Annotated in this window: 17 protein-coding genes; 5 read left to right on the top strand and 12 right to left on the bottom strand. The window is 49.4% G+C overall.

What is annotated here, in order from left to right; all coding sequences use genetic code 11:
- The 10 genes from DEU29_RS04725 to grpE all read right to left on the bottom strand — a co-directional run bounded on the left by DEU29_RS04725 (window position 1) and on the right by grpE (window position 12,636).
- Window positions 1–519 carry a hypothetical protein gene (locus tag DEU29_RS04725; RefSeq protein WP_133539105.1) on the bottom strand — a complete coding sequence of 173 codons (519 nt, stop codon included), beginning with the start codon at window positions 517–519 and terminating at the stop codon, window positions 1–3.
- A gap of 170 nt (window positions 520–689) precedes the next feature.
- The gene (gene greA, locus DEU29_RS04720) at window positions 690–1,166 is read right to left on the bottom strand and encodes a transcription elongation factor GreA (RefSeq protein ID WP_133539104.1); all 477 of its coding nucleotides are present in this window, start codon (window positions 1,164–1,166) and stop codon (window positions 690–692) included.
- Complete coding sequence (carB, locus tag DEU29_RS04715) at window positions 1,163–4,387, bottom strand: carbamoyl-phosphate synthase large subunit (protein ID WP_133539103.1); 3,225 nt, start codon at window positions 4,385–4,387, stop codon at window positions 1,163–1,165. Before carB ends, greA begins: the two co-directional genes overlap by 4 nt.
- 30 nt (window positions 4,388–4,417) lie before the next feature.
- Window positions 4,418–5,575, bottom strand: coding sequence for a glutamine-hydrolyzing carbamoyl-phosphate synthase small subunit (gene carA, locus DEU29_RS04710; RefSeq protein WP_133539102.1), 1,158 nt, complete (start codon window positions 5,573–5,575; stop codon window positions 4,418–4,420).
- 159 nt (window positions 5,576–5,734) lie between these two features.
- A complete protein-coding gene (dapB, locus tag DEU29_RS04705; protein ID WP_133539101.1) occupies window positions 5,735–6,526 on the bottom strand; it encodes a 4-hydroxy-tetrahydrodipicolinate reductase in 792 nt (263 codons plus the stop codon).
- Complete coding sequence (locus DEU29_RS04700; RefSeq protein ID WP_133539100.1) at window positions 6,523–7,752, bottom strand: dicarboxylate/amino acid:cation symporter; 1,230 nt, start codon at window positions 7,750–7,752, stop codon at window positions 6,523–6,525. Before DEU29_RS04700 ends, dapB begins: the two co-directional genes overlap by 4 nt.
- A 102-nt stretch (window positions 7,753–7,854) precedes the next feature.
- The gene (locus DEU29_RS04695; protein WP_133539099.1) at window positions 7,855–8,640 is read right to left on the bottom strand and encodes a M48 family metallopeptidase; all 786 of its coding nucleotides are present in this window, start codon (window positions 8,638–8,640) and stop codon (window positions 7,855–7,857) included.
- Window positions 8,641–8,682: 42 nt separating this feature from the next.
- Window positions 8,683–9,837 carry a molecular chaperone DnaJ gene (gene dnaJ, locus DEU29_RS04690; protein ID WP_133539098.1) on the bottom strand — a complete coding sequence of 385 codons (1,155 nt, stop codon included), beginning with the start codon at window positions 9,835–9,837 and terminating at the stop codon, window positions 8,683–8,685.
- Between the two features lie 91 nt (window positions 9,838–9,928).
- Window positions 9,929–11,857 (bottom strand): molecular chaperone DnaK, encoded by a 1,929-nt coding sequence (dnaK, locus tag DEU29_RS04685; RefSeq protein ID WP_133539097.1) that lies wholly within the window; start codon window positions 11,855–11,857, stop codon window positions 9,929–9,931.
- Window positions 11,858–11,958: 101 nt separating this feature from the next.
- Window positions 11,959–12,636: a nucleotide exchange factor GrpE gene (gene grpE / locus DEU29_RS04680; protein WP_133539096.1), complete on the bottom strand. Its 678-nt coding sequence runs from the start codon at window positions 12,634–12,636 to the stop codon at window positions 11,959–11,961.
- Between the two features lie 165 nt (window positions 12,637–12,801).
- Between grpE and nadK the strand changes: the two genes are divergently transcribed.
- The 5 genes from nadK (at window position 12,802) to DEU29_RS04655 (ending at window position 22,705) form a co-directional block, all read left to right on the top strand.
- Complete coding sequence (gene nadK / locus DEU29_RS04675) at window positions 12,802–13,686, top strand: NAD(+) kinase (RefSeq protein ID WP_133539095.1); 885 nt, start codon at window positions 12,802–12,804, stop codon at window positions 13,684–13,686.
- Window positions 13,687–13,790: 104 nt separating this feature from the next.
- Window positions 13,791–15,455 carry a DNA repair protein RecN gene (gene recN, locus DEU29_RS04670; RefSeq protein ID WP_133539094.1) on the top strand — a complete coding sequence of 555 codons (1,665 nt, stop codon included), beginning with the start codon at window positions 13,791–13,793 and terminating at the stop codon, window positions 15,453–15,455.
- Between the two features lie 122 nt (window positions 15,456–15,577).
- Window positions 15,578–15,940, top strand: coding sequence for an outer membrane protein assembly factor BamE (locus DEU29_RS04665; protein ID WP_133539093.1), 363 nt, complete (start codon window positions 15,578–15,580; stop codon window positions 15,938–15,940).
- 11 nt (window positions 15,941–15,951) lie between these two features.
- Window positions 15,952–18,696: an insulinase family protein gene (locus tag DEU29_RS04660; protein ID WP_133539092.1), complete on the top strand. Its 2,745-nt coding sequence runs from the start codon at window positions 15,952–15,954 to the stop codon at window positions 18,694–18,696.
- Between the two features lie 106 nt (window positions 18,697–18,802).
- On the top strand, window positions 18,803–22,705 hold the full coding sequence (locus DEU29_RS04655; protein ID WP_133539091.1) for an EAL domain-containing protein: 3,903 nt from the start codon (window positions 18,803–18,805) through the stop codon (window positions 22,703–22,705).
- On the opposite strand, the gene fadJ is transcribed toward DEU29_RS04655, so the two are convergent.
- Together fadJ and fadI are read right to left on the bottom strand one after the other, a co-directional pair.
- Window positions 22,702–24,825, bottom strand: a complete 2,124-nt coding sequence (gene fadJ, locus DEU29_RS04650; protein WP_133539090.1) for a fatty acid oxidation complex subunit alpha FadJ — start codon at window positions 24,823–24,825, stop codon at window positions 22,702–22,704. The genes DEU29_RS04655 and fadJ overlap by 4 nt on opposite strands.
- The gene (fadI, locus tag DEU29_RS04645) at window positions 24,825–26,135 is read right to left on the bottom strand and encodes an acetyl-CoA C-acyltransferase FadI (protein WP_133539089.1); all 1,311 of its coding nucleotides are present in this window, start codon (window positions 26,133–26,135) and stop codon (window positions 24,825–24,827) included. Before fadI ends, fadJ begins: the two co-directional genes overlap by 1 nt.
- Window positions 26,136–26,307: the final 172 nt, after the last annotated feature.

Genomic DNA, 26,307 nt, shown 5'->3' with positions numbered 1-26,307 from the left:
CTAGCCCTGCATCGCCAGGTCACGGGCGACCGGCTCTATCGCCGTGGCTCTGGCAATATAGGACAACGAACTATCTAAACTCATCCATCCCTCAAATGCGTGAAAGTACGCGCCAACTAATTCACGTCGATTGTGCTCTATATTACTGAGATTATTTTGTTCCAGTAACGGTTCAATTTTTTTAATCGCTTTCATATAGTGGCGGTACTGCTGTTGTTCTTCCTCTACCATCGGCGATTGCATCGGCGTACTAACCAACGGCGGCGGATAAAATAGCTTTACCCCGGGCGCAAATAACCAGTCGACTGAATAACCTACCTGTAACAGTTTCGGCACGATTAAGCTGTATGGAATAATGCCGCGATGTTTCCAATTTTTGTAATGTTGGTAATCGACGCCAAGCCAGTGCACAACCTCTTTTATGGTGCTGGCATTAATAACAGATTTTAATCGGTGCATGCACTCAGTGACCCCCAGCGGCACTGATGACGCACTGTACGGATAACGTACGGGCTTCATATATGGATTCCCTTCCATGGTTATTAGCCTGGGACAGCCCCAGCGCTTTCTGTGATTATTTATACAAAATAGGATTTTATTAAACAAGGCGAGAACAACTTAAATTGCTGTAAAAATAAAAAAACCAGCGTTAAACGCTGGTTTTTTGAGCAAATAAGTGAAATATGTCGTTAAATGTATTTAACTTCTACGATTTCATACTCAACTTCGCCGTTAGGTGTCGTCACTGTTGCAACATCATCCACCTCTTTACCGATAAGTGCCCGGGCGATCGGTGAGTTAACGCTAATCAAATTAGATTTGATATCAGCCTCATCGTCTCCGACGATTTTATAGCTGACTTCTTCGTCAGTTTTGGTGTTGTAAACTGTCACTGTCGAACCAAAAATGACTTTACCGTTATTCGGCACTTTGGTTACGTCGATAATCTGCGCATTAGACAGTTTCGACTCGATTTCCTGGATTCGACCTTCGCAAAATCCTTGTTGCTCACGCGCCGCGTGATACTCGGCATTTTCTTTAAGATCGCCGTGTTCACGTGCGTCAGCAATGGCTTCGACAATGCGTGGTCTGTCGATCGTTTTTAAACGCTTCAATTCATCTCGTAATTGCTGCGCACCACGTTCCGTCATTGGAATCTGGTTCATAATAATTCTACCCTTTTATGTAACTCCTGCACTGAGCTTACTCGCGCACGGTCATCGGCCGTATTGGCTTTAACCGTGGCAAACGCAGCATTCAATGTGGTGGTGTAAATCACTTTATTCAACAGCGCTTCGCGACGAATATAGACTGAGTCTTCTATCGCCTGGCGCCCTTCAACCGTATTAATAATATAACTGTACTCACCATTTTTAATGGCATCAACTATATTTGGACGGCCTTCCTGCAGTTTATTAACCACCGAGCAGTCGATGCCGTCCTCGGCCAGCATTTTGGCAGTACCGCGGGTGGCTTCTAATTTAAAGCCTAACGCTAACAAGCCTCGCGCCAGATCCATCAACCGACGTTTGTCGCTGTCTTTAACCGATATCAGCGCTTTGCCTTTACGCGCTAACTCTTCACCGGCTGCCAGGTTGGCTTTTGCATACGCTTCTTCAAAGCTCTCGCCAACCCCCATAACCTCGCCGGTAGAACGCATCTCCGGACCACGAATGGGATCAACGCCCTGGAACTTGGCAAACGGGATTACCACTTCTTTAACTGAATAATAAGGTGGGATAATTTCTTTAACGTAGCCCTGTTGCTTCAGCGACTGTCCCACCATCACCCGTGCTGCCACTTTAGCTAACGGCACACCTGTGGCTTTAGACACAAACGGCACCGTACGGGCGGCACGCGGATTCACCTCAATTAGATAAATCTCGTCGTCTTTAACCGCAAACTGTGCATTCATCAGTCCTTTTACATTCAATTCAAATGCTAGCTTGCGCATTTGTTCGCGCAGCTGGGCCTGAATGATGTCGCTTAACGAATACGGAGGTAACGAGCAGGCCGAGTCACCTGAGTGAACGCCTGCTTCTTCAATGTGCTGCATGATACCGCCAATTAGCACGTCTTCACCGTCACAAATAGCATCAACGTCCACTTCAATGGCATTGTCCAGAAAACGGTCCAGTAGCACCGGAGCTTCGTTGGACACTTTAACCGCTTCGGTCAGGTAACGATTAAGGTCCTGCTCGTCGTATACGATTTCCATCGCCCGGCCGCCCAGCACGTATGAAGGACGCACTACCAGCGGGTAACCAATTCGTTCAGCTTCGGTTAATGCCTGCGAAATACCGGTAACCGTTGAGTTCTCCGGCTGCTTTAAGTTCAAGCGACGAACCGCAGCCTGAAACCGTTCACGGTCTTCAGAGCGATCGATGGCATCCGGTGACGTGCCAATAATGGGTACGCCGTTAGCTTCTAATTCACGTGCCAGCTTCAATGGCGTCTGCCCGCCGTATTGTACGATCACACCCTTAGGCTGTTCGATGCGCACAATTTCCAGCACGTCTTCCAGCGTAATTGGCTCAAAGTACAAGCGATCGGAGGTATCGTAATCAGTCGACACGGTTTCCGGGTTACAGTTGACCATAATAGTCTCGTAACCATCTTCCCGCATCGCCAGCGCCGCGTGCACACAGCAATAGTCGAACTCTATACCCTGACCAATACGGTTAGGTCCGCCGCCAATCACCATGATTTTATCGCGGTCGCTAACGTCGGCTTCGCATTCTTCGTCATAACTTGAGTACATGTAGGCAGTACTTGAAGAAAATTCCGCAGCACAGGTATCTACCCGCTTGTACACGGGGTGGATATCAAACTGATAGCGCTTTTTACGTACTTCAGACTCACTCACATGCAACACGTCTGCAATGCGTTTGTCAGAAAAGCCACGGCGTTTTAATGCTGTCATGACCTCTGCAGTAAGACCGGCTAGCCCCAGCTCGTCGACTTCACGCTCCAGCAACACCAATTCTTCTAACTGAATCAAATACCATTCATCGATGTGGGTCAGTTCGAATACTTCGCGCACTGTCATGCCTAAACGGAACGCGTCGGCAATATACCAAATACGCTCGGCGCCCGGCTCTTTCAATTCACGAATGACTTTACCGCGGGCATCGTCAGCTTTTGGGTCCACCAGCGGGTCAAAGCCGTTAGCGCCCAACTCAAGCCCACGCAAGGCTTTTTGCATCGATTCCTGGAAGTTACGACCAATGGCCATCACCTCACCCACCGACTTCATTTGGGTGGTCAGGCGATCGTTACAGTTAGCAAATTTCTCAAAGTTAAAGCGCGGTATTTTGGTCACCACGTAGTCCAACGCCGGTTCAAACGACGCCGGTGTTACACCACCAGTGATTTCGTTTTCTAATTCATCCAGGGTATAGCCAACCGCCAATTTGGCAGCCACTTTGGCAATCGGAAAGCCAGTCGCTTTTGAAGCTAATGCAGATGAACGCGAAACCCGCGGATTCATCTCGATAATCACCATGCGGCCAGTATCGGGGTTAACACCAAACTGTACATTAGAGCCGCCGGTTTCGACGCCGATTTCGCGTAATACCGCCATCGCGGCGTCACGCATAATCTGGAACTCTTTGTCAGTCAGTGTTTGTGCCGGCGCAACGGTAATAGAGTCACCGGTGTGAATGCCCATGGGATCAAAGTTTTCGATGGTACAAACGATAATGCAGTTATCGCTTTTATCGCGCACCACTTCCATTTCATATTCTTTCCAGCCCAGCAATGACTCGTCGATCAACAGCTCATTGGTGGGTGACAAATCCAGCCCGCGGCGGCAGATTTCTTCAAATTCTTCGCGGTTATAGGCGATACCACCGCCACTTCCGCCCATGGTAAATGACGGACGAATAATGCACGGAAAGCCCAATCGGCTCAGCACGTCAAAGGCTTCTTCCATGCTGTGCGCCATTTCTGCGTTGGGTGTTTCTAAACCAATCGCCTTCATGGCTTTGTCAAAACGGTCGCGGTTCTCGGCCTTGTCGATAGCATCGGCATTAGCACCAATCATCTCGACGTTGTACTTATCCAATACCCCGTGGCGGTCAAGATCTAACGCACAGTTAAGTGCGGTTTGCCCACCCATGGTCGGTAAAATAGCGTCTGGTTTTTCGCGGTCGATAATTTTTTCGACCACTTCCCAGTGAATCGGCTCGATGTAGGTCGCATCGGCCATTTCCGGGTCGGTCATGATGGTAGCCGGGTTGGAGTTAACCAGGATCACGCGGTATCCTTCTTCGCGCAGGGCTTTGCATGCTTGGGCACCGGAGTAATCAAACTCACACGCCTGGCCGATAACAATCGGTCCTGCGCCAAGGATCAGGATGCTGTTAATGTCTGTACGTTTTGGCATAAATTCGCTCTATCCTCTTCCTGTACCCAATCAGGCTGTTGCCTGAACTCGCTTTTGCATGCTGTCAATAAACTGGTCAAATAACTCAGCGGCATCGTGCGGACCCGGACTCGCTTCGGGGTGTCCCTGAAAACTAAAAGCGGCTTTATCGGTACGCTTCATGCCCTGCAAAGTGCCGTCAAACAACGACACGTGCGTTACTTCAAGGTTGCTTGGTAAACTGTCGATGTCTAATGCAAAACCATGGTTTTGACTGGTTATCATAACCCGTTTGGTGGCGGTATCCTGAACCGGGTGGTTGGCGCCGTGGTGACCCAACTTCATTTTTACTGACTTGGCGCCACTGGCAAGGCCCAGTAACTGGTGACCCAGACAAATCCCAAAAATAGGAATATCGTTATCTAACAGCTCCTGAATCGCCTTAATCGCGTAATCACAAGGTTCGGGATCGCCGGGTCCGTTGGACAAAAACACACCATCAGGATTCATTGCCATGACCTCACTGGCCGGTGTCTGTGCCGGAACCAGAGTAATCTTGCAATCGCGGTCAGCAAGTAAACGAAGAATGTTGTGTTTAACGCCATAGTCGTATGCCACAACATGATATTTAGACTGAAACGGTTTGGTGTGCCCCTCGCCAAGCTTCCAGCTGCCGCCAACCCAAGGCTGAATTTCTTTACAGCAGACTTCTTTAGCCAAATCCATGCCCTTCAAACCCGGGAACTGCTGAGCAAGTTGCAATGCTTTCTCATCGTCCAGTTCACCGGCCATAATGCAGCCGTTTTGTGCGCCTTTTTCGCGCAAAATACGCGTTAACTTGCGGGTATCGATATCAGCAATCCCCACCACGTTATGACGGCGAAGATATTCATTTAATGTTTCTTGCTTACGAAAATTACTGGCTTTTAATGCGTTATCACGAATGATTAAGCCTTTTGCCCAAACGTTGTCAGATTCTTCGTCTTCGTCGTTGGTGCCGGTATTTCCGATGTGGGGATAAGTGAGTGTAACGAGTTGTTCTGTATAAGATGGGTCGGTGAGAATTTCCTGGTAGCCGGTCATGGCAGTGTTAAAGACAACTTCCCCGACCGCGGAGCCTTCGGCTCCAATAGCGGTACCACGAAAAATAGTACCATCAGCTAGAACCAGTATTGCTCGGTTAGCGGATTGACTCGCTAAAATACTCAAGGGCAACCTCCGTACATAAAAAAACGGGTGAATCAATACAATGTTGACTTCCCCGTTTAAGGTCTTGAACCGCGCAGTCTTTGCCGAAAAACTTTTGTTAGGCAAATTGCGCTTATTGTACGAATTTTTTTAGATTTCGTCCAGCGCTATTATCTCTGCTCATTGACTGTCGAGTAGCCGCGCCAGCGTCTGTTTTAAGTTGAGCGTATCCTGCATGGTATAAAATCCTGCTTCCCGGCCTGCCAGCCAGGTTGCTGCACTCAGTGCACCGCGGGCAAATATGTTGCGATCACTCACTCGGTGAGTCAGCTCGATACGCTCGCCGGGCTGCGCCAACATCACCTGGTGTTCGCCAACAATATCAGCTGCGCGCATAACCGCAAAACCGATACTATCCGGCTGCCGTTCCCCATCGCCGCGTACACCGGCATTAAGCTGGTCAAACGACTGTTGTCGCCCTTGTGCGGCAGCTTCGCCTAATGCCAGTGCAGTACCGGAGGGGCCATCTTTTTTATATTTATGGTGTGCCTCAAGAATTTCGATGTCGGCATCCGCCATTGCCGCAGCACTTAAGGCCACTAATTGTTCCAGTAACGCAATGCCAACACTGGTGTTGCGCGCATAAAGCACGGGGATCTCGTTTGCTGCATCTGTTAATAAACGTTGCTGCTGGGCACTTAAGCCGGTTGTACATACCACGATAGGCGTTTGCGTACGCTGCGCAAATTGCAGGTTTTCAGTTAGCGCCTGCGGCAGGCTAAAATCGATGAGCACGTCCACAGCCGCTACGACTTCATCAAGCGACTGATAGCGGACGCCGGCTACGGATTCGCCTTTGCACGGGCTTTGCTTGCTGACAACAGCGGCTGCTAATACCGCATCCGTATGCTCCAGCAGACCAACCACCGTCTGCCCCATTCGCCCTGATGCGCCAATAATTCCTACCTTCATGCTTTTTCCTCTACCAACTCGTCTTCCACTAACAAGTTTTCACTTTTTGCGACTACCCGGGCCACCATCATATCACCGGTAACATTGGTTAGGGTACGGACCATATCGATAATGCGGTCGATGGCAGCAATAAACGCTATCCCCTCCAGCGGCAATCCCACGACGTTAAGTGTAACAGTAAGCATCACTAATGCGGTACCGGGAACCCCGGCAGTTCCCACAGAGGCAAGCGTTGCCGTCATCATAATCAGCACATAGTCAAACGCTTCCAGCGGTATTCCATACAAATTGGCGATAAAAATAGCAGCCACTGCAGGGTAAATACCACCGCAACCATCCATGTTAATGGTGGCCCCCAACGGCAACACAAATGACGCGTAATCTTTAGATACTTTCAAACGTTCGGTGACCGCGCGGTGCGCTGCCGGCAACGAGCCAAACGAGCTACAGGTGGTAAAAGCAACCACCTGCGCATCAAATACCGATTTGAAAAAGTCGCGCGGGCTCAGTTTACCGAAAAAGCGTACAAAGCTGCCGTACACAAAAATAATCTGAATAGCAGCAGCCAGATAAATCACGCCGACAAACTTCGCCAACGGTAACAGACTGGAAAATCCATATTCACCAATAACCCAGGACATCAATCCCAGCACACCAATGGGTGTCAGTTGCAATACCATGCGCGTGATTTCATACATCACTTCGGCACCCGCTTTAATGGTCTTGCGCAACGGTTCAGCTTTAGTGTTAAGGCGCTGAATGGCAATACCAACGACAGCAGCAAACACCACAATCTGTAAGACATTGCCTTCGGTTAACGCAGCAAACGGGTTGTCCGGTACAAAGTTTAACAGCACCTGACTAACCGATGGTATTTGCTTTTCTGCCTGTTCGGTCGCAGTGAGTGTGGTGGCCGGGCTCATATCAATGAGGGTGGCCAACGTCAGACCTATAGCACTGGCGATAACAGCGGTTAGCATGAACATGCCAATGGTTTTTGCACCCAGTCGGCCGAGCTTCTGGCCATCATTGAGATCGGTGATCGCACTGACTATGGCACAGAATATTAGCGGTGCCACCAGCATTTTTATCGCGCGGATAAACAAATCGCCAAGCGGCTTTAAAGACACACCAACCTCGGGTGCGACGGCGCCAATCAGCATACCCAATACAAAGGCACCTAACACGCGCTGCCAAAAAGGAATCGCGAACCACGCTCTTAGCATAAAACCCCGCTAGTCTAAAAAAGAGAATAGTTTACGGGGCTTTATACGTTACGAAAGACGATTTGGATATATGGTATGCCAGACTACTATTTCAGCCTTAGCTTAGCGCTGGCAATTGGGTGTTGAGCTCGCAACGGTTAATTGCGGAATGTAATTATTGATCGCATCAATACGTGATGACGGTGCCGGGTGAGTCGACAAAAACTCCGGCGGGTTAGTGCCGCTGTTCGCTGACATGTTACGCCACAACTGCGCAGCCTCATCTAATTTAAAACCAGCATCGGCCATGTAATCCAGTCCCAGCCGGTCAGACTCCGACTCATGCGTACGCGAGTACGGCAGTAAAATACCAACTTGCGCTCCTATCCCTAACGCTGCCATTAATAACGCTGCGTTTTCCTTGTCAAACTGCGTATCAGCAATAATAGCGCCAACCTGCAAGCCTAAGCCCACCATCATATTGCTCGATACGCGTTCATTGCTGTGTTCGGCAATCACGTGGCCAATTTCGTGACCAATGACAGCGGCCAGCTGGTGTTGATTTTCGGCAACATCCAGCAAGCCGGTGTATACGCCAATGTTATGGCCGGGCAATGCAAACGCATTAGCGGCTTCATTTTCGAACACCGTCACCTGCCAGTCGGCACTTCGATAGGGTTCAGGCAAGGTCGCGATCAGCGCGTCGCTAACACACCGCACGTACGCGTTAGTCGCTGCGTCGGAACTTACGGTAAGCTCCTGCTTCATTTGCTGGTAGGATTGATCTCCCATTTGCTCAAGCTGTTGTGCCGGCATCAGCATCAGTTGTGAGCGCCCGGTAGGCGACTTAGAACAACTGACCAACGCCAGTGTAGCCAATAACGAAGCAGCAACGGTAGCTAAACGCATACGTGGTTCTCCTTTTTTGATAGTCCTTACAGTAAAGCTAATTTAGCTACGTAAGTCATCAAAAAATTGTTTTACGCCGTCAAAAAAGCCTTTTTCTTTGGGACGAAATTTAGCGGCTTCATCGCCCTCGCCCATCGAATTTTCCAGCTCTTCCAGCATCTCACGCTGTTTTGCCGAGAGGTTAACCGGTGTTTCGATAACGACCTTACAAATTAAGTCGCCTGTCGCGCCCGTACGCACCGATTTCACGCCCTTGCCACGCAAGCGGAAGTGCTTTCCGGTTTGTGTTTCTTTCGGCACTTTCAGTTTAACCTTGCCTTCCAGAGTCGGCACTTCGATGTCGCCACCCAGCGCGGCTTTAGTAAAGCTCACCGGCACTTCGCAGAACAGGTTATTGCCATCACGGGCAAAAATAGGATGCTCGCGAACATGCACTTGCACGTATAAATCACCCGCTGGTGCACCATGCTCTCCGGCTTCGCCTTCGTTAGCCAGGCGAATACGGTCACCGGTATCAACCCCGGCAGGAATTTTAACGTTAAGGGTTTTGGTTTTTTCAACGCGGCCCTGACCGTGACAACTACGGCACGGATCCTTGATAATCTTACCTTTACCACGACAATGCGGACACGCCTGCTGCACCGCGAAAAACCCTTGGCGCATTTGAATTTGACCGGCACCGTGACAATGGCTACAGGTTTCTGGTTTGCTGCCTTTTTTGGCACCGCTGCCGTCACAGTCTTCACATTCAACCAGGGTTGGAATCTGCAGTTCAACGTTTTTGCCGCGAACTGCGTCTTCCAGCGACATTTCCAGGTTGTAACGCAAATCTGCGCCGCGTTGCGCACGCGCCTGACCGCGACGCCCGCCGCCGCCAAAAATATCACCGAATACATCGCCAAAGATATCAGCAAAATCAGCACCACCGCCGCCGAATCCGCCAGCACCGTGGCCACCGCCCTGACGCGCTTGTTCGAACGCTTCGTGCCCATATTGGTCATACATCTGGCGCTTTTGCGGGTCAGACAAGACCTCGTAGGCCTGTTTGATCTCTTTAAACTTTAGCTCGAGCTCTTTATCGCCTTTAGTACGATCCGGGTGGTACTTCATCGCCATGCGTTTGTACGCTTTTTTGATGTCCCGCTCGCTGGCATCTTTCGAGACCTCAAGAATCTGATAAAAATCTTGTGTCGCCATAGTGTTACGTCTTCTGTCCTACTCTGATACGAATACACGGGTATTACCTTGCGGCAACACCCGTGTTAATTAAGCGAAGTTGCCTTTGTGCTTACTTCTTATCGTCGTCTTTGACTTCTTCAAATTCAGCATCGACAACATCATCATCGGCTTTCGAGGAAGACTGTTCGCCACCTGCAGCGTCTTCAGCACCTTGCTGAGCTTGTTGCTGCTGCGCCGCTTCCATCAGTTTTTGCGAAACTTCCATCAGCGCTTGAGTTTTGCTTTCGATAGCTTCTTTATCACCATCTTTAGCTGCCTGTTCTAACTCTTCACAGGCTTTCTCAATCGCATCTTTGTCGTCTTGAGCTAAGGCATCGCCGACTTCTTTAAGCTGGTTACGGGTAGCGTGAACTAAGCCGTCAGCCTGGTTACGCGCCTGTACCATCTCTTCGAACTTCTTGTCTTCTTCAGCGTGCGCTTCAGCGTCTTTAACCATTTTCTCGACTTCTGACTCATCTAAGCCTGAAGACGCTTTAATGGTGATCTTCTGCTCTTTACCGGTGTCTTTGTCTTTCGCCGATACGTGCAGGATACCATCCGCATCAATGTCGAAGGTCACTTCGATTTGCGGCACACCGCGGGCTGCCGGACGAATACCTTCTAAATTAAATTGACCCAATGATTTGTTATCAGCTGAACGTTTACGCTCACCCTGAATCACGTGAATCGTTACCGCAGACTGATTGTCTTCAGCTGTTGAGAACGTTTGCGATTCTTTGGTAGGAATCGTGGTGTTTTTCTCAATCAACTTAGTCATTACACCGCCCATGGTTTCGATACCCAGTGACAGCGGACATACGTCCAGTAGCAATACGTCTTTAACATCGCCGGAGAGCACACCACCTTGAACCGCAGCGCCCACTGCAACAGCTTCGTCCGGGTTCACGTCACGGCGTGGCTCTTTACCGAAGAAGTCAGTAACCGCAGCACTTACCTTAGGCATACGCGTCTGACCACCGACCATGATGATGTCGTTGATATCGCTAACCGATAGATCAGCATCTGCTAATGCTTGTTTTACCGGCTCCAGTGACTTCTTGATCAAGTCTTCTACCAGCGATTCCAGCTTGGCGCGTGTTACTTTGATGGCTAAGTGTTTCGGACCGGTGTTATCTGCCGTGATGTAAGGCAGGTTAACTTCGGTTTGTTGCGCCGAAGACAACTCGATCTTCGCTTTCTCAGCCGCTTCTTTAAGACGTTGCATCGCTAGCGGATCTTTACGCAGGTCAATGCCTTGATCTTTCTCGAACTGCTCTACCAGGTAATTAATCAGACGGTTGTCAAAGTCTTCACCACCTAAGTGGGTATCACCGTTGGTTGCCAGTACTTCAAAGGTGTGCTCGCCTTCAACTTCGTCAATTTCGATAATAGAGATATCGAAAGTACCACCACCTAAGTCATACACGGCAATAACGTTGTCGCCTGACTTTTTATCCATACCATAAGCCAATGCTGCCGCAGTCGGCTCGTTGATGATACGTTTAACTTCTAAGCCCGCGATTTTACCGGCGTCTTTGGTTGCCTGACGCTGCGCATCATTAAAGTAAGCGGGTACGGTAATAACCGCGTCAGTGACTTTTTCACCTAAAAATTCTTCCGCGGTTTTCTTCATTTTCTTCAATACTTCGGCAGAGATTTGCGGTGGTGCTTTTTTGTCACCATCCACTTCTACCCAAGCGTCGCCATTGTCAGCTTTGACAATTTTGTACGGCATGATGCCGATGTCGCGCTGCACTTCTTCGTCCTGAAAACGACGACCAATTAAGCGCTTAATCGCGAACAGAGTTTTGTTCGGGTTGGTTACTGCCTGGCGTTTAGCCGGTGAACCTACCAAAATTTCGCCGTCATCGGTAAATGCCACAATTGACGGTGTAGTGCGGTCGCCTTCGCCGTTTTCAATAACACGTGCTTTACCGCCATCTAGTACAGCCACACAAGAGTTGGTTGTACCTAAGTCAATACCAATAGTCTTGCCCATAATCTTTCTCCAACTTCAAATTCAGGAAACGTATTTCGTTATTCTTTAAGTAAGGTCTCTTTCGAGAATTTCAATGTCTCAGTGACAATTTTTTTAATCGGCTATGCATCGGTATCGACTTTATTCGTGTTACCGTTGCGAGCCACCATCACCATAGCCGGACGCAGTAAACGCTCGTTTAACACGTAGCCTTTTTGCATCACCGCAATAATGGTGTTGTTGTCATGTTCCGGCGATTCCTGCATCGACATAGCCTGATGCTGATCCGGATTAAATACTTCGCCTTCCTGACCAACGGCTTTAACACCGAACTTCTCTAACGTCGTCGTTAGGCTCTTGTAAGTCAGCTCGATACCCTCTAAGAAAGTCTTATCGACAGTCTCACTGCCCTCAGCTGCTTGCATTGCGCGTTCTAAGTTATCGACGCTGGTTAGCAGTTCATTGGCAAACTTCTCCAATGCAAACTTATGCGCTTTTTCCACGTCCTGGCTGGCACGTCGGCGCACGTTTTCCATTTCTGCCTGAGTGCGCAGTACCGATTCTTTTTGTTCGTTAGCTTTGGCTTCTGCTTTGCTCAACGCCAATTCTAATTCGGCAATCCGATCCAGTTCACTATCGGCCGCTGCAGCGGTTTGTTTTTGAGTTTCGGGCTGGCCTTCATCACTCACAGTCTGCTCTGCTTCAGCATGCGCCTGTTCGTCCGCCGCCTGTTGCTTAGCCGCTTGCTCGGCTTGCTGCTGATACTGCTCTGCATTCGCTTGTGCTTTTTTATCCGCCATAATGACTTCTCTCTTAATTCAACTCATCAAAATAGGTTAACCAATGCCAGCAGAAATGGGGATTAATGATCACGGATTCAAGGCCTTTTTACGCTTGATTAAAAATTTAAAGCAACGTAGCGTAACGCTAATAATTAGAGCTACACAGTCGGAATTAAATCGGTAATGGCTAAAGCACCATTCAAAAAGGTCGGATTACTGGGCAAGATTGATGATCGCGGCGCACGCCAAACGCTGGAAACCATCATTAATGCACTGACCCATCGCGGCTATGATGTTGCGGTAGAACAACGTTGCGCAGACCAAATAGGCGACGGCTATGGTCCGCAGACACTGTCACTAAGTGAAATCGGTGACTGGGCCGATTTAGTTGTGGTTGTTGGCGGTGACGGCAATATGTTGGGGGCCGCGCGCGCATTGTGTGAACATGACGTCGGCGTAATCGGCGTTAACCGTGGTAATTTAGGCTTTTTAACCGACTTAGATCCGGATGAAGTAATGACTCCCCTGCTGGCGGTTCTGGATGGTGATTACTCTATCGAGGAACGCTTTTTGCTCAATACCGAGGTGGTCAGTAATGGCGCCGTAGCGGGACAAGGCTCAGCCATAAACGAAGTGGTTCTGCATTCCGATAAAGTCGCGCATATGATCGAGTTTGAAGTCTATGTCGATGACCACTTCGTTTTCAGCCAACGCTCCGATGGATTGATTGTAGCCACACCAACCGGCTCCACCGCTTATTCATTATCAGGCGGCGGTCCAATCCTGCACCCTAACCTCGACGCGATTACGCTGGTACCGATGTTTCCACATACACTCAGTAGCCGTCCTATCGTCATTGACGCCAACTCAGAAGTTCGCTTACGCGCCGCTTATGATAATGACCTGCTACAAATTAGCTGTGATGGTCATGTGCGTATGGCTGTACATCCGGGCGATGATATTGTGATAAGCAAACACAGGAAAACACTGACGCTGATTCATCCGGTCGACCACAACTACTATCACGTATTGCGTAATAAACTGGGCTGGGGTAGCCGCCTGTTTTAATCTGTGCCCGAAGATTTTTTAGCGCTGACGTTGCATTTTTGCACAACTACTGTATAACCACTGTATAAACTGTACAGATACACAGTGTTTTGTGGAGGAATGGCATGCTAACCGAGCTACATATTCGTCACTTTGCGATTGTTAAATCACTTGATATCGAGTTTCGCAATGGAATGACCGCAATTACCGGAGAAACCGGTGCCGGTAAATCAATCGCGCTCGACGCGCTTAGCCTGTGCTTAGGCAGCCGGGCTGACGCCAGCCTGGTCAGACCGGGCTGCGATAAAGCGGAAATTACTGCGTGTTTTGCAGTCGCTAAGGATAGTCCGGCGGCACGTTGGTTAGCAGAGCAGGATCTCGATGCCGAAGACGAGTGCGTGCTGCGGCGCATTATCAATAAAGATGGACGTTCCAAGGCCTGGATTAATGGCTCGCCGGTGCCGTTGGCGCAACAAAAATCGTTGGCGCCCCTATTAGTCAATATACATGGGCAGCACGAGCATCAATTACTAACTCGCGACGAACACCAGCTGCATTTACTTGACCAGTTTGCCCGCCACAACCATTTACTGGAAGCAACTAAAGCTCACTACCGGCAATGGGCAGATACCGAAAAACAATACCGCCAACAACAACAAGCCAAAGCTGATCGCGAAGCACAGCGGCAACTGCTTGAATATCAAGTGGGTGAACTGGACGAGTTTGCCCTGGCCGAAGGCGAGTTTGAGCAGCTTGAGGCGGATCATAAACGCTTATCTAATCACCGCAGTCTGGATGAAGCCAGCCTGTTTGCGTTAAATGCCTTGTACGAAGGCGAGCACAACAATGCTAACGGACTAGTACAAAGTGCTGGCCAACGTTTGCAGGAATCGGTCGATATGGATCCACAGCTGGGTTCTATCAACGAGCTGCTAAAGCAGGCTATGGTTCACATCGAGGAAGCAGCGCTGGAATTGCGCCACTATCAGGATCAGATGCACATCGATAGCGCAGAGCTCGAAACCATTGAACAGCGCATGACGCAAGCGCTTAAGTTGGCTAAAAAGCACCAATGCAGCGCCGCCGAACTGTACCCCTTACATCAACAGCTTAAAAGTGAGTTGCAGACACTGATCGCCACCGATGAGGCCAGTGAACAGTTGGCCGAACAACGTCAAACGCTTCGGCAGGCCTACCGTGAGCAGGCTAAAAAGCTGTTTGATAGCCGCCAGCGGGCCGCCAACCAGCTGAGTGACAAAATTACCTCTGCCATGCAGCAACTTAATATGCCTCACGGCCGCTTCGAAATTAGCGTGGACCACGATAACCAGGCGCCCGCGACGGCTAAAGGTACTGACCAGGTACAGTTTTTGGTTTCTGCCAACCCGGGACAGCCATTGCAACCTATCAGTAAGGTTGCGTCGGGCGGTGAACTTTCCCGTATCAGTCTTGCCATACAGGTGATGAGCGCAACGCAACAAACGGTACCGACAATGATGTTTGATGAAGTCGATGTTGGCGTGAGCGGACCGACCGCTGCTGTTGTCGGTTCAATGTTGCGCGAACTGGGCGGACAGTGCCAAATTATTTGTGTCACTCACCTGCCCCAAGTCGCTGCCAAAGCCCATCAGCAGTTGCAGGTTGCCAAGCACACAGACGGTAAAGAAACACAAACCGATGTGCGGGCATTAAACAATGACGAACGAGTTGTTGAACTTGCGCGGTTACTGGGCGGCGATAAGGTCACCGATTTGACCAAGGCAAATGCTAAAGAGTTGCTTGCGAGCTAATAGTGCCTGACAAGATAAAGCACAGAGCGCTGGTAACCAGCGCACCGATTGTTTATCATCATTGTCAGAGCGTATTGCATACGCAACCCGATAAAATAAATTCAACAAATTAAAGGTTGTTAATGAAAGACACCGTGATAAAACTCTCTGCCGTCGCCGCCATCGTACTGGGTGTGGCAAGCTGTTCAACATTAAACGAGATGGTTTATCGTATCGATCTGCCGCAGGGAAACTACCTTGAACAACGTGACGTCGAAAAACTCCGCGTCGGTATGACGCAGGAGCAAGTCGCGTTTGTATTAGGTCGTCCCGTTGCTCAAAACGCTTTCGATAATGACCGTTGGGTGTACTTATACGAGATGAATCCGAATAGTGGTAAAGTTTTCCGAAAGGAATTGATTCTTGATTTTAATGCAGGTTTACTAGTGGATATGACGGGTGATTTTGAAAAGCCCAGCGATTTTGATACGCCACTCGATTCATAAGGAAACCGTCAATGGCGAGCTCATCAACTGTTGACGAGGTCGTCCATATTGTCCGCAGTCCCAGGGACAAAAGGGACTACCGCGCTATAACGCTCAACAATGGCCTGCGGGCTTTGCTGGTTCACGCACCAGACAGTCACAAGGCCGCTGCTGCATTTGCCGTTAATGCGGGTCATTTTGACGATCCCGTACATACGCAGGGTCTCGCCCACTTCCTTGAACATCTGCTGTTTTTAGGCAACGAAAAATATCCTTCGCCGTCGGCATTTAGCGACTTTTTAAATGCCTATGGCGGCCAGCAAAATGCCTGGACCGGCACCGAGTATGCCAATTATTACTTTGACTGCCACGCTCACGCGCTCGAGCGCGCGTTGGATTATTTTTCGGCAATGTTCAAACAACCGCTGTTCGCTCAAGAGTGGATTGATAAAGAGTTACAGTCGATCGAGTCAGAGTTTCGGTTAAAACAACAAGACGAGTTACGGCGGCTGTACCAGGTACACAAAACAACGTCCAATCCGGAGCATCCATTCTGTAAATTTTCAGTCGGCAACCTGACGACGCTAAAAGATGACGACAACGGCACCCTCGCCGATAAGCTGCGACAGTTTTTTAACCAACATTATACGGCCGACAACGCCAGTTTAGTAATCGCCGGGCCACAGTCGCTGGACGCATTAGCGGAGCTGGCAGATAACCACTTTAACGATATCGCTGGTTGTGGTGATAACCGGCCATCACAACGCAAAGTTGTCGAAGTGCCGCTTTACCTGCCGGAGCAACTGGGGGTGAAGTTACAGGTAAAACCGGTTAAACCCGCACGACGCTTAATTATCACGCTGCCGCTACCGGCTATTGATGATGATTATGCGCATAAAACAACCAGTTTTATCGCCCACCTGCTCGGTTACGAAGGCCCCAACAGCTTATATGCCTGCCTGCGCAAAAAGGGTTATATCAACAGTCTGTCTGCCGGTGGCGGTATTAGCGGTAGTAATTTTAAAGATTTCAATATCAATATCCAGCTAACCGAAACTGGCGAACAGAACCTGATAAGCGTCGCGCAGTGGGTATTCAGCTACCTGAATCTCATCCAACAGCATGGCATCGAAGACTGGCGTTATGCTGAACGTCGCGTTAACAGCGAGTTAAGCTTTAACTATCAAGAGGCTACGCCGGTTGGCGAGCTGGTCTCGCAGTTAGCAATCAATGCTCATCATTACCCGGTAGCGGATACCGTTTACGGCGACTACCGCATGGACTGCCTTAATAACATCCGCGCGACCGAATTGTTAAACTTGATGCGTCCTGAGCGCGCCCGTATCACGCTGGTGAGTAGTGATGCTAACACCGATCAGGAAACCGCCCTCTATCAAACACCGTTCTCGATAAGGCCGCTCAAGAACGATGAGTTAACACAACTTAATCAGCAGCCGGCCGATTTTTCGGCTCAGTTACCGGGACGAAACCGTTTTATTAGTGACCATTCGCAACCTTATCCGCTGGAGGTCGCAGACAAAAAGCTTCCGACCGCGCTGGTCAGTAACGAAGCGTTGGACTTGTGGCACCTTCAGGATCCTGACTTTAGAGTACCTAAAGGACATATTTACCTTAATTTGCAAGCGCCTGCAGTCACCGCATCAGCAGAAAATTTTGGTTGTTCACGGATCTGGGCTGAGCTGATGATTGATGCGCTGAACGAAGATTTATACGATGCCGAAGTGGCTGGGTTACATTTCAATATTTATCCAACGCAAACCGGCATTACTATACATACCACGGGTTTATCTGCCGGCCAATTACCGCTGTTAAGTTATCTGATGCGGCAGGCCTGGAGTGTTCGTTTTGAACGTCAACGCTGGCAAGCAGTCAGCCAGCAGCTGATCAATAACTGGCGCTCTGCACACCAGCATCAACCGTTAAACATGTTGTTCTCCGAACTTAACCTGGCATTGCAGCAAGGACTATTTCGTTTAAGCGATATGGCTGCAGCTTGCAGCCCGTTAAGCTATACCCATTTTGCCCGCACCGTCAGCACGCTCTTTGACTCGTTGCATATTAGTGCGTTTATTCATGGTGACTGGCAACGACAACATGCTGACCAACTACACACCTTAATTCATGCTAATACGCCACTTAAGTCAGTTTCTGTTAAACCACAACGCCAGCAGATTAAACGGCTTGTTCAGGCAGCATCTCCACAGGTAATCACGGTGCCAACCGAACATGATGACCATGCAGCATTGTGTTATTTTCAGGGGCCATCCGATAGCCCATCTGACCAAGTCGCGATGATGCTACTACAGCAATTAATTCATCAATTTGTCTTCGATCAGCTGCGCACCCAGCGGCAACTCGGTTATATGGCAGGTAGCCAGTACTTTGGTTTACAACGCATTCCGGGGATTATTATATTTGTACAATCCCCTTCCACGCAGCCAAGTGACCTTCAAACACATATCCTGGACGTAACCCGGGCAGCAGCTGATAAACTCAATACGCTTAGCTTAAAAGAGTGGTCACACACGAAGTCGGTACTTGAGCAACAACTCGCCGTTGATGACCGCAGTTTGCGGGTACGAAGCCAACGTTTGTGGGGGGCCATTCAGTTGGGCGACACACGCTTTGATCGAGCAAAACAATTACGCGCCGCTTTAGCTAATTGGCAACTCGACGAATGGCTTAGCTACGTCAACCGATTATTGTTTGAGCAACCCGCCAGTTTACAGCTTCAAACCCGCGCCATTGGCAGGTAGAATTACTTTACATCACTGCTTGTTTTGGTTAGCTTAACGTTTAGTTAACAAATAACAAGAGCTGTAGCAACAGCCCCATCAGGACGTCTGAATTACCGTGACATTTATGTACAGATACGCCTTTGCGTTGGGCGTTCTTTTGTCGTTATTACTGTTTAGCCAATCAACGGCTGCTGCTTCGCCTCCTGCGTCTTTGGCGCAGGCTCAGCACTGGGCGATTAGCGAGGGCATGACCAGTCACACAGTCACCGACCTGCTGCAGGATAATCATGGTTTTTTATGGATTGCCACACGCAATGGCCTGCAACGGTTTGACGGCGTCTTATTCGAACATTACAAGGCGGGTCGGCAACCCTTCCATCTGCCCAGCAACCATATAATTGACCTTTGGTTTAATGACCATCAGCTTTGGGTGGCAACGGCTAAAGGCGTCGCTTACTTTGACTATCAGCAGAATCGCTTTTATCGACATCCTGACTTTACCCCTAAAGACGGCATCCTGCCGCCACAGGTTTCGCGTATTGTCGCCAGCCCTAGTAATGACTTACTGTTGTTGGCCGAACAACGCCTGTGGCGCGCAACTAAACAAGATGCTACGCCGCTGACACTGTCGTATAACGGCGATCCGCTGAGCGCTATTGTCAATATTCACATGGGTGAACGCTGGATTTGGTTAGCCGAAGCGGATGGCAGCATCTATGTCTGGGACGGCCAAAGTTTTGATGTCTTTAAAATCACTCAGCAAAACCCGATTACCGAACAACTGCCTGCCGTTGGTTTTAACCACATATTGCAACGGGATAATGAAATTTGGCTTGCTCACGATAATGGCCTGCTGTTACTCGACAGCGATTATCGACTGCAGCAGACGCTGGATAACCAAACCGACTTAAACAGCAGCACCGCGATTAATAGAGTCGCCTATGTAGACAGCGGTCATTTGCTGCTCGGTACCGGTAGCGGTATCAAAATCCTCGAAACTAACGGCACTAAGCCGGCCTATTTAAGTGATCAACACGAACTATCGCTGCCTCCCTTACTGCTGGTTAATGCATTTACGGTAGATCACCTCAAACGGTTATGGGTCGGTGCTGAAAATGGCGGTTTGTATCAATTCTCTATGCCGCGCTCAGCACTAAATTTTGATATCTTAATGGATGTCAGTTTAACCAATGAATTAGCCGGACTGGCGCTACCCGAAACGTTAAAACACTATACTACCGTGCTTAAAGACTACGATGGTTTTTTCTGGCTGACTAGCGAAGTCGGACTGGTAAAGTACGACCCTCAACTACAACGAATGGTAGAAGTTTATCCACTACCCGCATCGCCTCAACATAACGTCGTGCAAATCGAATTATTTGCCGAGCAGTTATTTTTAGTTGATCAAAAGCAAGGCCTGTTAATTTTTGATATCGGCGAAAAGCGCTGGCGATCTCCGCCAAGCAACCGCAGCTTCTTTGCTCAGGAAAACCTGAGGCTAGCACTTAATGATGACTTAATTTGGGTTGCCGACGAGCACAACGCCGTGGCTATTGACGAATTCTTCAATCTCGTCAAGCAACTGCCGTTAGAGCAAAGCGCAAACTTAACTGATTTACGGCCATTGTTTGTAAGCAGCGAGCAACGTCAACAAACACTCCACGTCGACTTTGTCAGTCCGCTAGCCCCTGACCCTAAACAAGTTCAGTATCGCTACCGACTATTCGACATCATGGACGAATGGCAATATACCACTCGTCCGTTGCAGCCTATTACTTTTGAGCGGCTACCTGCTGATACTTACGAATTACACATCCAGGCATCAACAAACGGCGCTAAGTGGGGACCCAAGTATCAACAGCAAGTTGTAATTGAAGGCCCGTGGTGGCAGTCGACCTGGGCGATCGCCGGCTATATTCTGCTATCTATCGCTCTGGCATTTTTAGGCGTCGCCTGGCTGCTGCGACTGCATCAACATCAGCGTCAGCAACAACAGCTTAATCAGTCGCTCTCCCAGGCTGTTCAATGTTCCGGCGATCAATTCTGGGACTGGCAGATTCAGGCTCACGAACTGACCCGCTATAACATTTGGTCAGATTGCCCCGACTTCCCGGTGGACGGCATCCGCAACGGTTTTATTAGCAACACCAATATCCATCCCAATGACCTCGAGCGCGTGCAACAATTTATCAACCCCTTAGTAAACGGAGCGGCAACGCACTTTGAGACCAGCTACCGTATTAAAAATAATGATAAATGGCTTTGGGTTATGGATCGCGGACAGGTTTCTGAGACCACTGAGACCGGTATACCAATCCGTATTCAGGGCGCACTGACTGATATTAGTGGCATGATTAACAGTGAAGAACGTTTAAATATGTTAGCGCTGTCACTCACCAATATATCCGATGGTATCTGTATCTTTGATCGCTTTTTCCGTAAGCGTGAGGTCAACAAAGCCTACGAGAGCATAACCGGCTATCAACGCGAGCAAGCACTCGACCAGCCGTTTGTTCTTGCTGCTTATGACCAGGAATTCACCGACCAAATAAAACGCAGTGTTTTTAAAGAAGGCAGCTGGCGTGGCGAATTATCAGATATTCGCGCCGACGGCAGTGAATTTTTAATGGAACTGACACTGGATACCGTTAATAACGAAAACGGCGAAATCGAGTTAATTGTAGCCAGCTTTTCTGACATCACCGAGCGTCGTGACACCGAAAACGAGCTGCGCCGGTTATCCAATACTGACAGTTTAACCGGTTTACCTAACCGCTCTTATTTCCAGGTCAGCCACTCCAATTTGGTTCGCAAAAAGATCCCCCATGCCCTACTGGTATTTGATCTCGATGACTTTAAAAAGATCAATGACTCTATTGGGCATGAGGTCGGTGACGAGCTGTTGTGTCGGGTGGCGGAGCGACTTACCGACATTGGCCGGCGCCAGGATACATTATACCGACTCGGCGGCGATGAATTTGGCTTGTTAGTTGAGGACAGTACGGATATCAACACCATCAGCCTGCTGGCCTCGCAAATAAACAACGAGATAGCGCAGCCATACGAAATTCAGCAGCACGAAGTGGTTATCGGCAGCTCTATCGGTATTGTGTTCTACCCGCATGACGCCAGTACCTCTCAGGAGCTTCTGCAAAAGGCTGACACTGCCATGTACCATGCCAAACAACGTGGTGGTAATTGCTACCAGTTTTTCAGTCAGTCAATGAACGAAAACGCGATTCGCCGGCTACATATAGAGCATGAATTGCGCAGCGCCATTCGTGACAACCGGGTCGAAGTGTTTTATCAACCCAAGATAGAAGTGGTGAGTCAGCACATAGCCGGTATTGAAGCACTGGCACGTATTCGCCGCGAGGACGGAACTATCATGAGTCCTGCTGACTTTATTCCGCTGGCAGAAGAAACCGGCTTAATTGTGCCGTTAAGTGAGCAAGTACTGCGCCGTGCCTGCCGGGATATGAAAGAATTTTTAAAACTTCCGGGTTCACCGCGTCATGTCGCCATCAATTTATCTGCACGCCAGTTTTTAACCTCAAGCCTGGCATTTCAGGTTGAGTCTATTCTAGCTGATGAACAGATGCATCCGCGTCATATCGAGTTTGAAATTACCGAGGGTATGGTCATGAGCGACCCTGAGCGCGCCATCACCATGCTTGAAAATCTCGCCGACATGGGCGTTCAGTTAGCGCTGGACGACTTTGGAACCGGCTATTCATCGCTCGCTTATTTAAAACGTTTTCCGTTACACACGCTTAAAATTGATAAGGCATTCGTTGACGACATTAGCACCGATGACAAAGACCGAAACATGGTCGCGTCTATCGTGGCGATGGCGCATAACCTTGGTTTGAAAGTCGTTGCGGAAGGGGTTGAGAGTAAAACACAGCTCGAAATTCTTAAGACGCTGCGGTGTGAGTTTATTCAGGGATTTTACTTTTCTGAGCCGATGCAAGCGGATGATTTCATCCGCTACATCGAACAACACCAAACGGCAACGACGTTTTAATAAAAGCGGCGTTGCTGTTCAGCCATTTCGACCAACAATGGTGCGGGCTTATAGCGGTCGCCCCGTTGCTCAGCCAGCTTCTCTAACTTAGCCACTAGTGCACCAATGCCCATTTCGTCCATGTATCGGAATGGGCCGCCCCTGAATGGCGGAAAACCAATGCCAAACACCGAACCAATATCACCATCGCGTGGACTGCGGATAATGCCTTCCTGTAAGCAATAAGCTGCCTCGTTAAGCATCGGCAACACACACAGCTCGGCAATCTCTTCGCGTTCCAGCTTCTGTTGCGGCTCAATATTCAGCAAACTATACACCGACTTATCGACCGGCTTACCTTTAACGCCTTTACCGTATTGATAAAAGCCTTTCTGGTTTTTCTTACCTTTACGGTCGTCGTCAATTAACTTATCAAACGCTGCCGGCGGCTCGAACCGTTCGCCTAACTCTTTACGTAAGATCGCGGCTACTTTAGCACCAACATCGATACCAACCTCGTCAAGCAGCGTCACCGGGCCAACCGGGAAGCCAAATTTAAGCAGCGCTTTATCGACATGCTCAATCGGTTCACCCGCTAACACCAACCGCGCCGCTTCGTTCATATATGGCGCTAAAATTCGGTTGACGAAAAAGCCAGCGCCATCTTTTACCACAATCGGCGTCTTACCCTGCTTTTTGGCTAAGGCAACGGTTGTCGCTATGGTCTCGTTTGACGTGCCTTCGTGCGTGATAATTTCCGCCAGCGGCATTTTGTCGACCGGCGAGAAGTAATGCAGACCAATCACGTTCTCTGGTCGTTGCGCCTTGGCAGCAATCTGCGTAATCGGCAACGAACTGGTGTTGGTGGCAAAAATGGTCTCTGGTTTTGCGTTTTGCTCAATATCAGCAACCATTTTCTGCTTAAGATCAAGATCTTCAAATACCGCTTCGATAACAACATCAACACGCTCAAAGCCAGAGTAGTCCAGTGTTCCGCTAAGCGATAACATGGTGTGTTCCATCTCGGCGCGACGCATATGACGGCGTTTAACCTTTTTGTTTAACCGTTCATAGCTGTAATGCAGCGCATGGGTGATGCCCTCATGCGAGATATCTTTGATGCGTGCCGGCAAGCCCGCTTTTGCAGCAGTTACATAGGCAATACCACCGCCCATTAAGCCGCCGCCGAGTACACCGACACGATGAATATCTGCGGGCTTAACACCGTCAGCGCCGGTTTCTTTTTTCATTTCGGTAGTGGCAAAAAAGATCTGACGCAACTGGAAGGATTCACGCGTCATAGCCAGCTCACCAAAGCTGCGGGCCTCTTTATCCAGACCGGCTTCGCGGCCTTTTTCTACGCCTGCACGCACCGAATCGATAATTTTATCGATGGCCGGATAATTACCCTGGGCTTTTTTCTGTGCCTGTTCAGACGCTTTTTTGTAAATAATATTGCGGCCGTAGGAGGTAGCTTCCAATACTTTACTAATACCCTTCAGCTGCGCTTTTTTCGCTTTCGGTTTTGCTTTTAACGCATGCTTAATCGCCGCGTCCAGCAAAATCGACTCAGGCACGACCTCGTCAACCAAACCGGCTTTTTGCGCCTGTTTCGCACGCAATTGCTTGCCGGTTAACATCATCGTAATACCCTGCTGCACACCAACTAACTGTGGCAAACGCTGAGTACCACCAGAGCCCGGTAGCAGCCCCAGCTGTACCTCGGGCAAACCCAGTTGGGTTTTACTGTTGTCAGTAGCCACACGCACGTGACAAGCCATTGCTAACTCAAGTCCACCGCCCAGGCAGGCACCGTTAATCGCGGCTACCACCGGAACCTTCAGCTGTTCAATACGATCAAACATGGCCTGTCCTTTGCGCGCCAAACTCTCGGCATCGGCAGCCGTGTCACAATCGTTGATCATGTTAATATCCGCGCCGGCAATAAACGAGCCCGGTTTGCCGCTGATAAACACTACACCCTTAACATCACTGTTGCTTTCCAGCTGGTTCATCAGCCGGCCTACTTCATCAGCAAAGGTGTCTTTTAGGGTGTTCATGGACTCACCCGGTACATCAATGGTGATGACCGCAACGCCGTTATCTCTAATTTCTAATGAGAATGCATTCTGTTCGCTCATTATTCACTCTCCAAAATCATTGCAGCACCCAGGCCACCGGCAGCACAAGCCGTTGTCAGTGCGGTACCACCGCCTCGACGGCGTAGTTCGTGTAGCATCTGTGTAATCATTCGCGCACCCGTTGCGGCAAACGGATGGCCATAAGCAATCGAGCCGCCCAAGACGTTAAATTTAGCCGGATCAATTTCGCCAATGGCTTCGCTACGATTCAGGTTCTGTTGTGCAAACGTCTTGCTGGCAAACATTTTCATGTTAGTCAGGGTTTGCGCAGCAAAGGCTTCGTGCATATCGATCAAATCCAGATCCGCCAGCGTCATGCCGGCACGGTCAAGCGCTATCGGCGTAGCATAGGAAGGTCCCATCAACATGTCTTTTTCGACGCCAATCGCACTAAAGGCATAACTACGGATGTAACCTAACGGCTCATAGCCTAATTCTTTGGCGCGGCTTTCGGTCATCAACATAACCGCGGATGCGCCATCAGTCAGCGGCGTACTATTAGCCGCAGTTACCGTGCCATGCTTGCGATCAAAAACCGGCTTTAATTTCGCCAGTTTGTCGATTTGGCTATCGCCGCGCACGTTGTTATCGCGGCTAATATGCTTTTTATAGGGCTCAGGATAAGCGGTCATCACTTCAGCATCTAACCAGCCGGCTTCCCATGCCTGATGCGCCTTTTGATGCGAATCTACGGTCAGCTGGTCCTGCGCTTCGCGCGAAATATGATGAGATTTAGCCATTTGCTCAGCCGTTTGCCCCATACTCAGGCCGGTGCTGTATTCGGCGACCGCAGGCGGCAACGGCAACAAGTCTTTTAAGCCTAAGCGGCGCAAAATACTGAGCCGTTGGCCCAGACTTTTGGCTTTATTCAGGTCCACTAACGCCCGTCCCAGCTTTTTGCTGACGCCAATGGGCAGCACCGAGGAAGAATCGGCACCACCGGCAATACCCACGGTAATGTTACCGGCCAGCATGGTTTCTAAGACGTTAACCGTGGTTTGAAAGCTGGTCGCACAGGCGCGGCTCACGCTGTAGGCATCAACATCAACGGGCAACTGGGTTCCCAAAACGATTTCGCGGGCAATATTTGGCGCTTCCGGCATTTGTACAACCTGCCCAAATACCAACTGCTCTACTAATGCCGCGTCAATGCCTGTGCGGTTAATTAATTCCTGCACCACCATTTTGCCCAAGTCGACCGCCGGCACGCCGTGGTAATCGGTCGCCTGCCGTGCAAACGGGGTTCGCAACCCTGCGACGATCGCGATTCTATCCCCATTTGGGGTACGCAACGCTTGTGTTGCTGCCATAGCTTTTCTCCAATATGATTAAGGCCAAGCCAATACTGGTCTGACCACAATAGATTTTGTTACAAATTCTAGCGGTTTATCCTGCAGATTAAAACCATCGTTTTGTTTAAAGTGTTACTATCTATGACTTTAAAAATTTAATGACTACCCCAAAAATAGCATAAGTAGAGGG

Origin of the sequence: Idiomarina aquatica (assembly GCF_004362895.1) — a bacterium.
In the GTDB taxonomy this organism is placed as follows: Bacteria; Pseudomonadota; Gammaproteobacteria; order Enterobacterales; family Alteromonadaceae; genus Idiomarina.
This window is presented reverse-complemented; position numbering and strand designations above follow the sequence as displayed.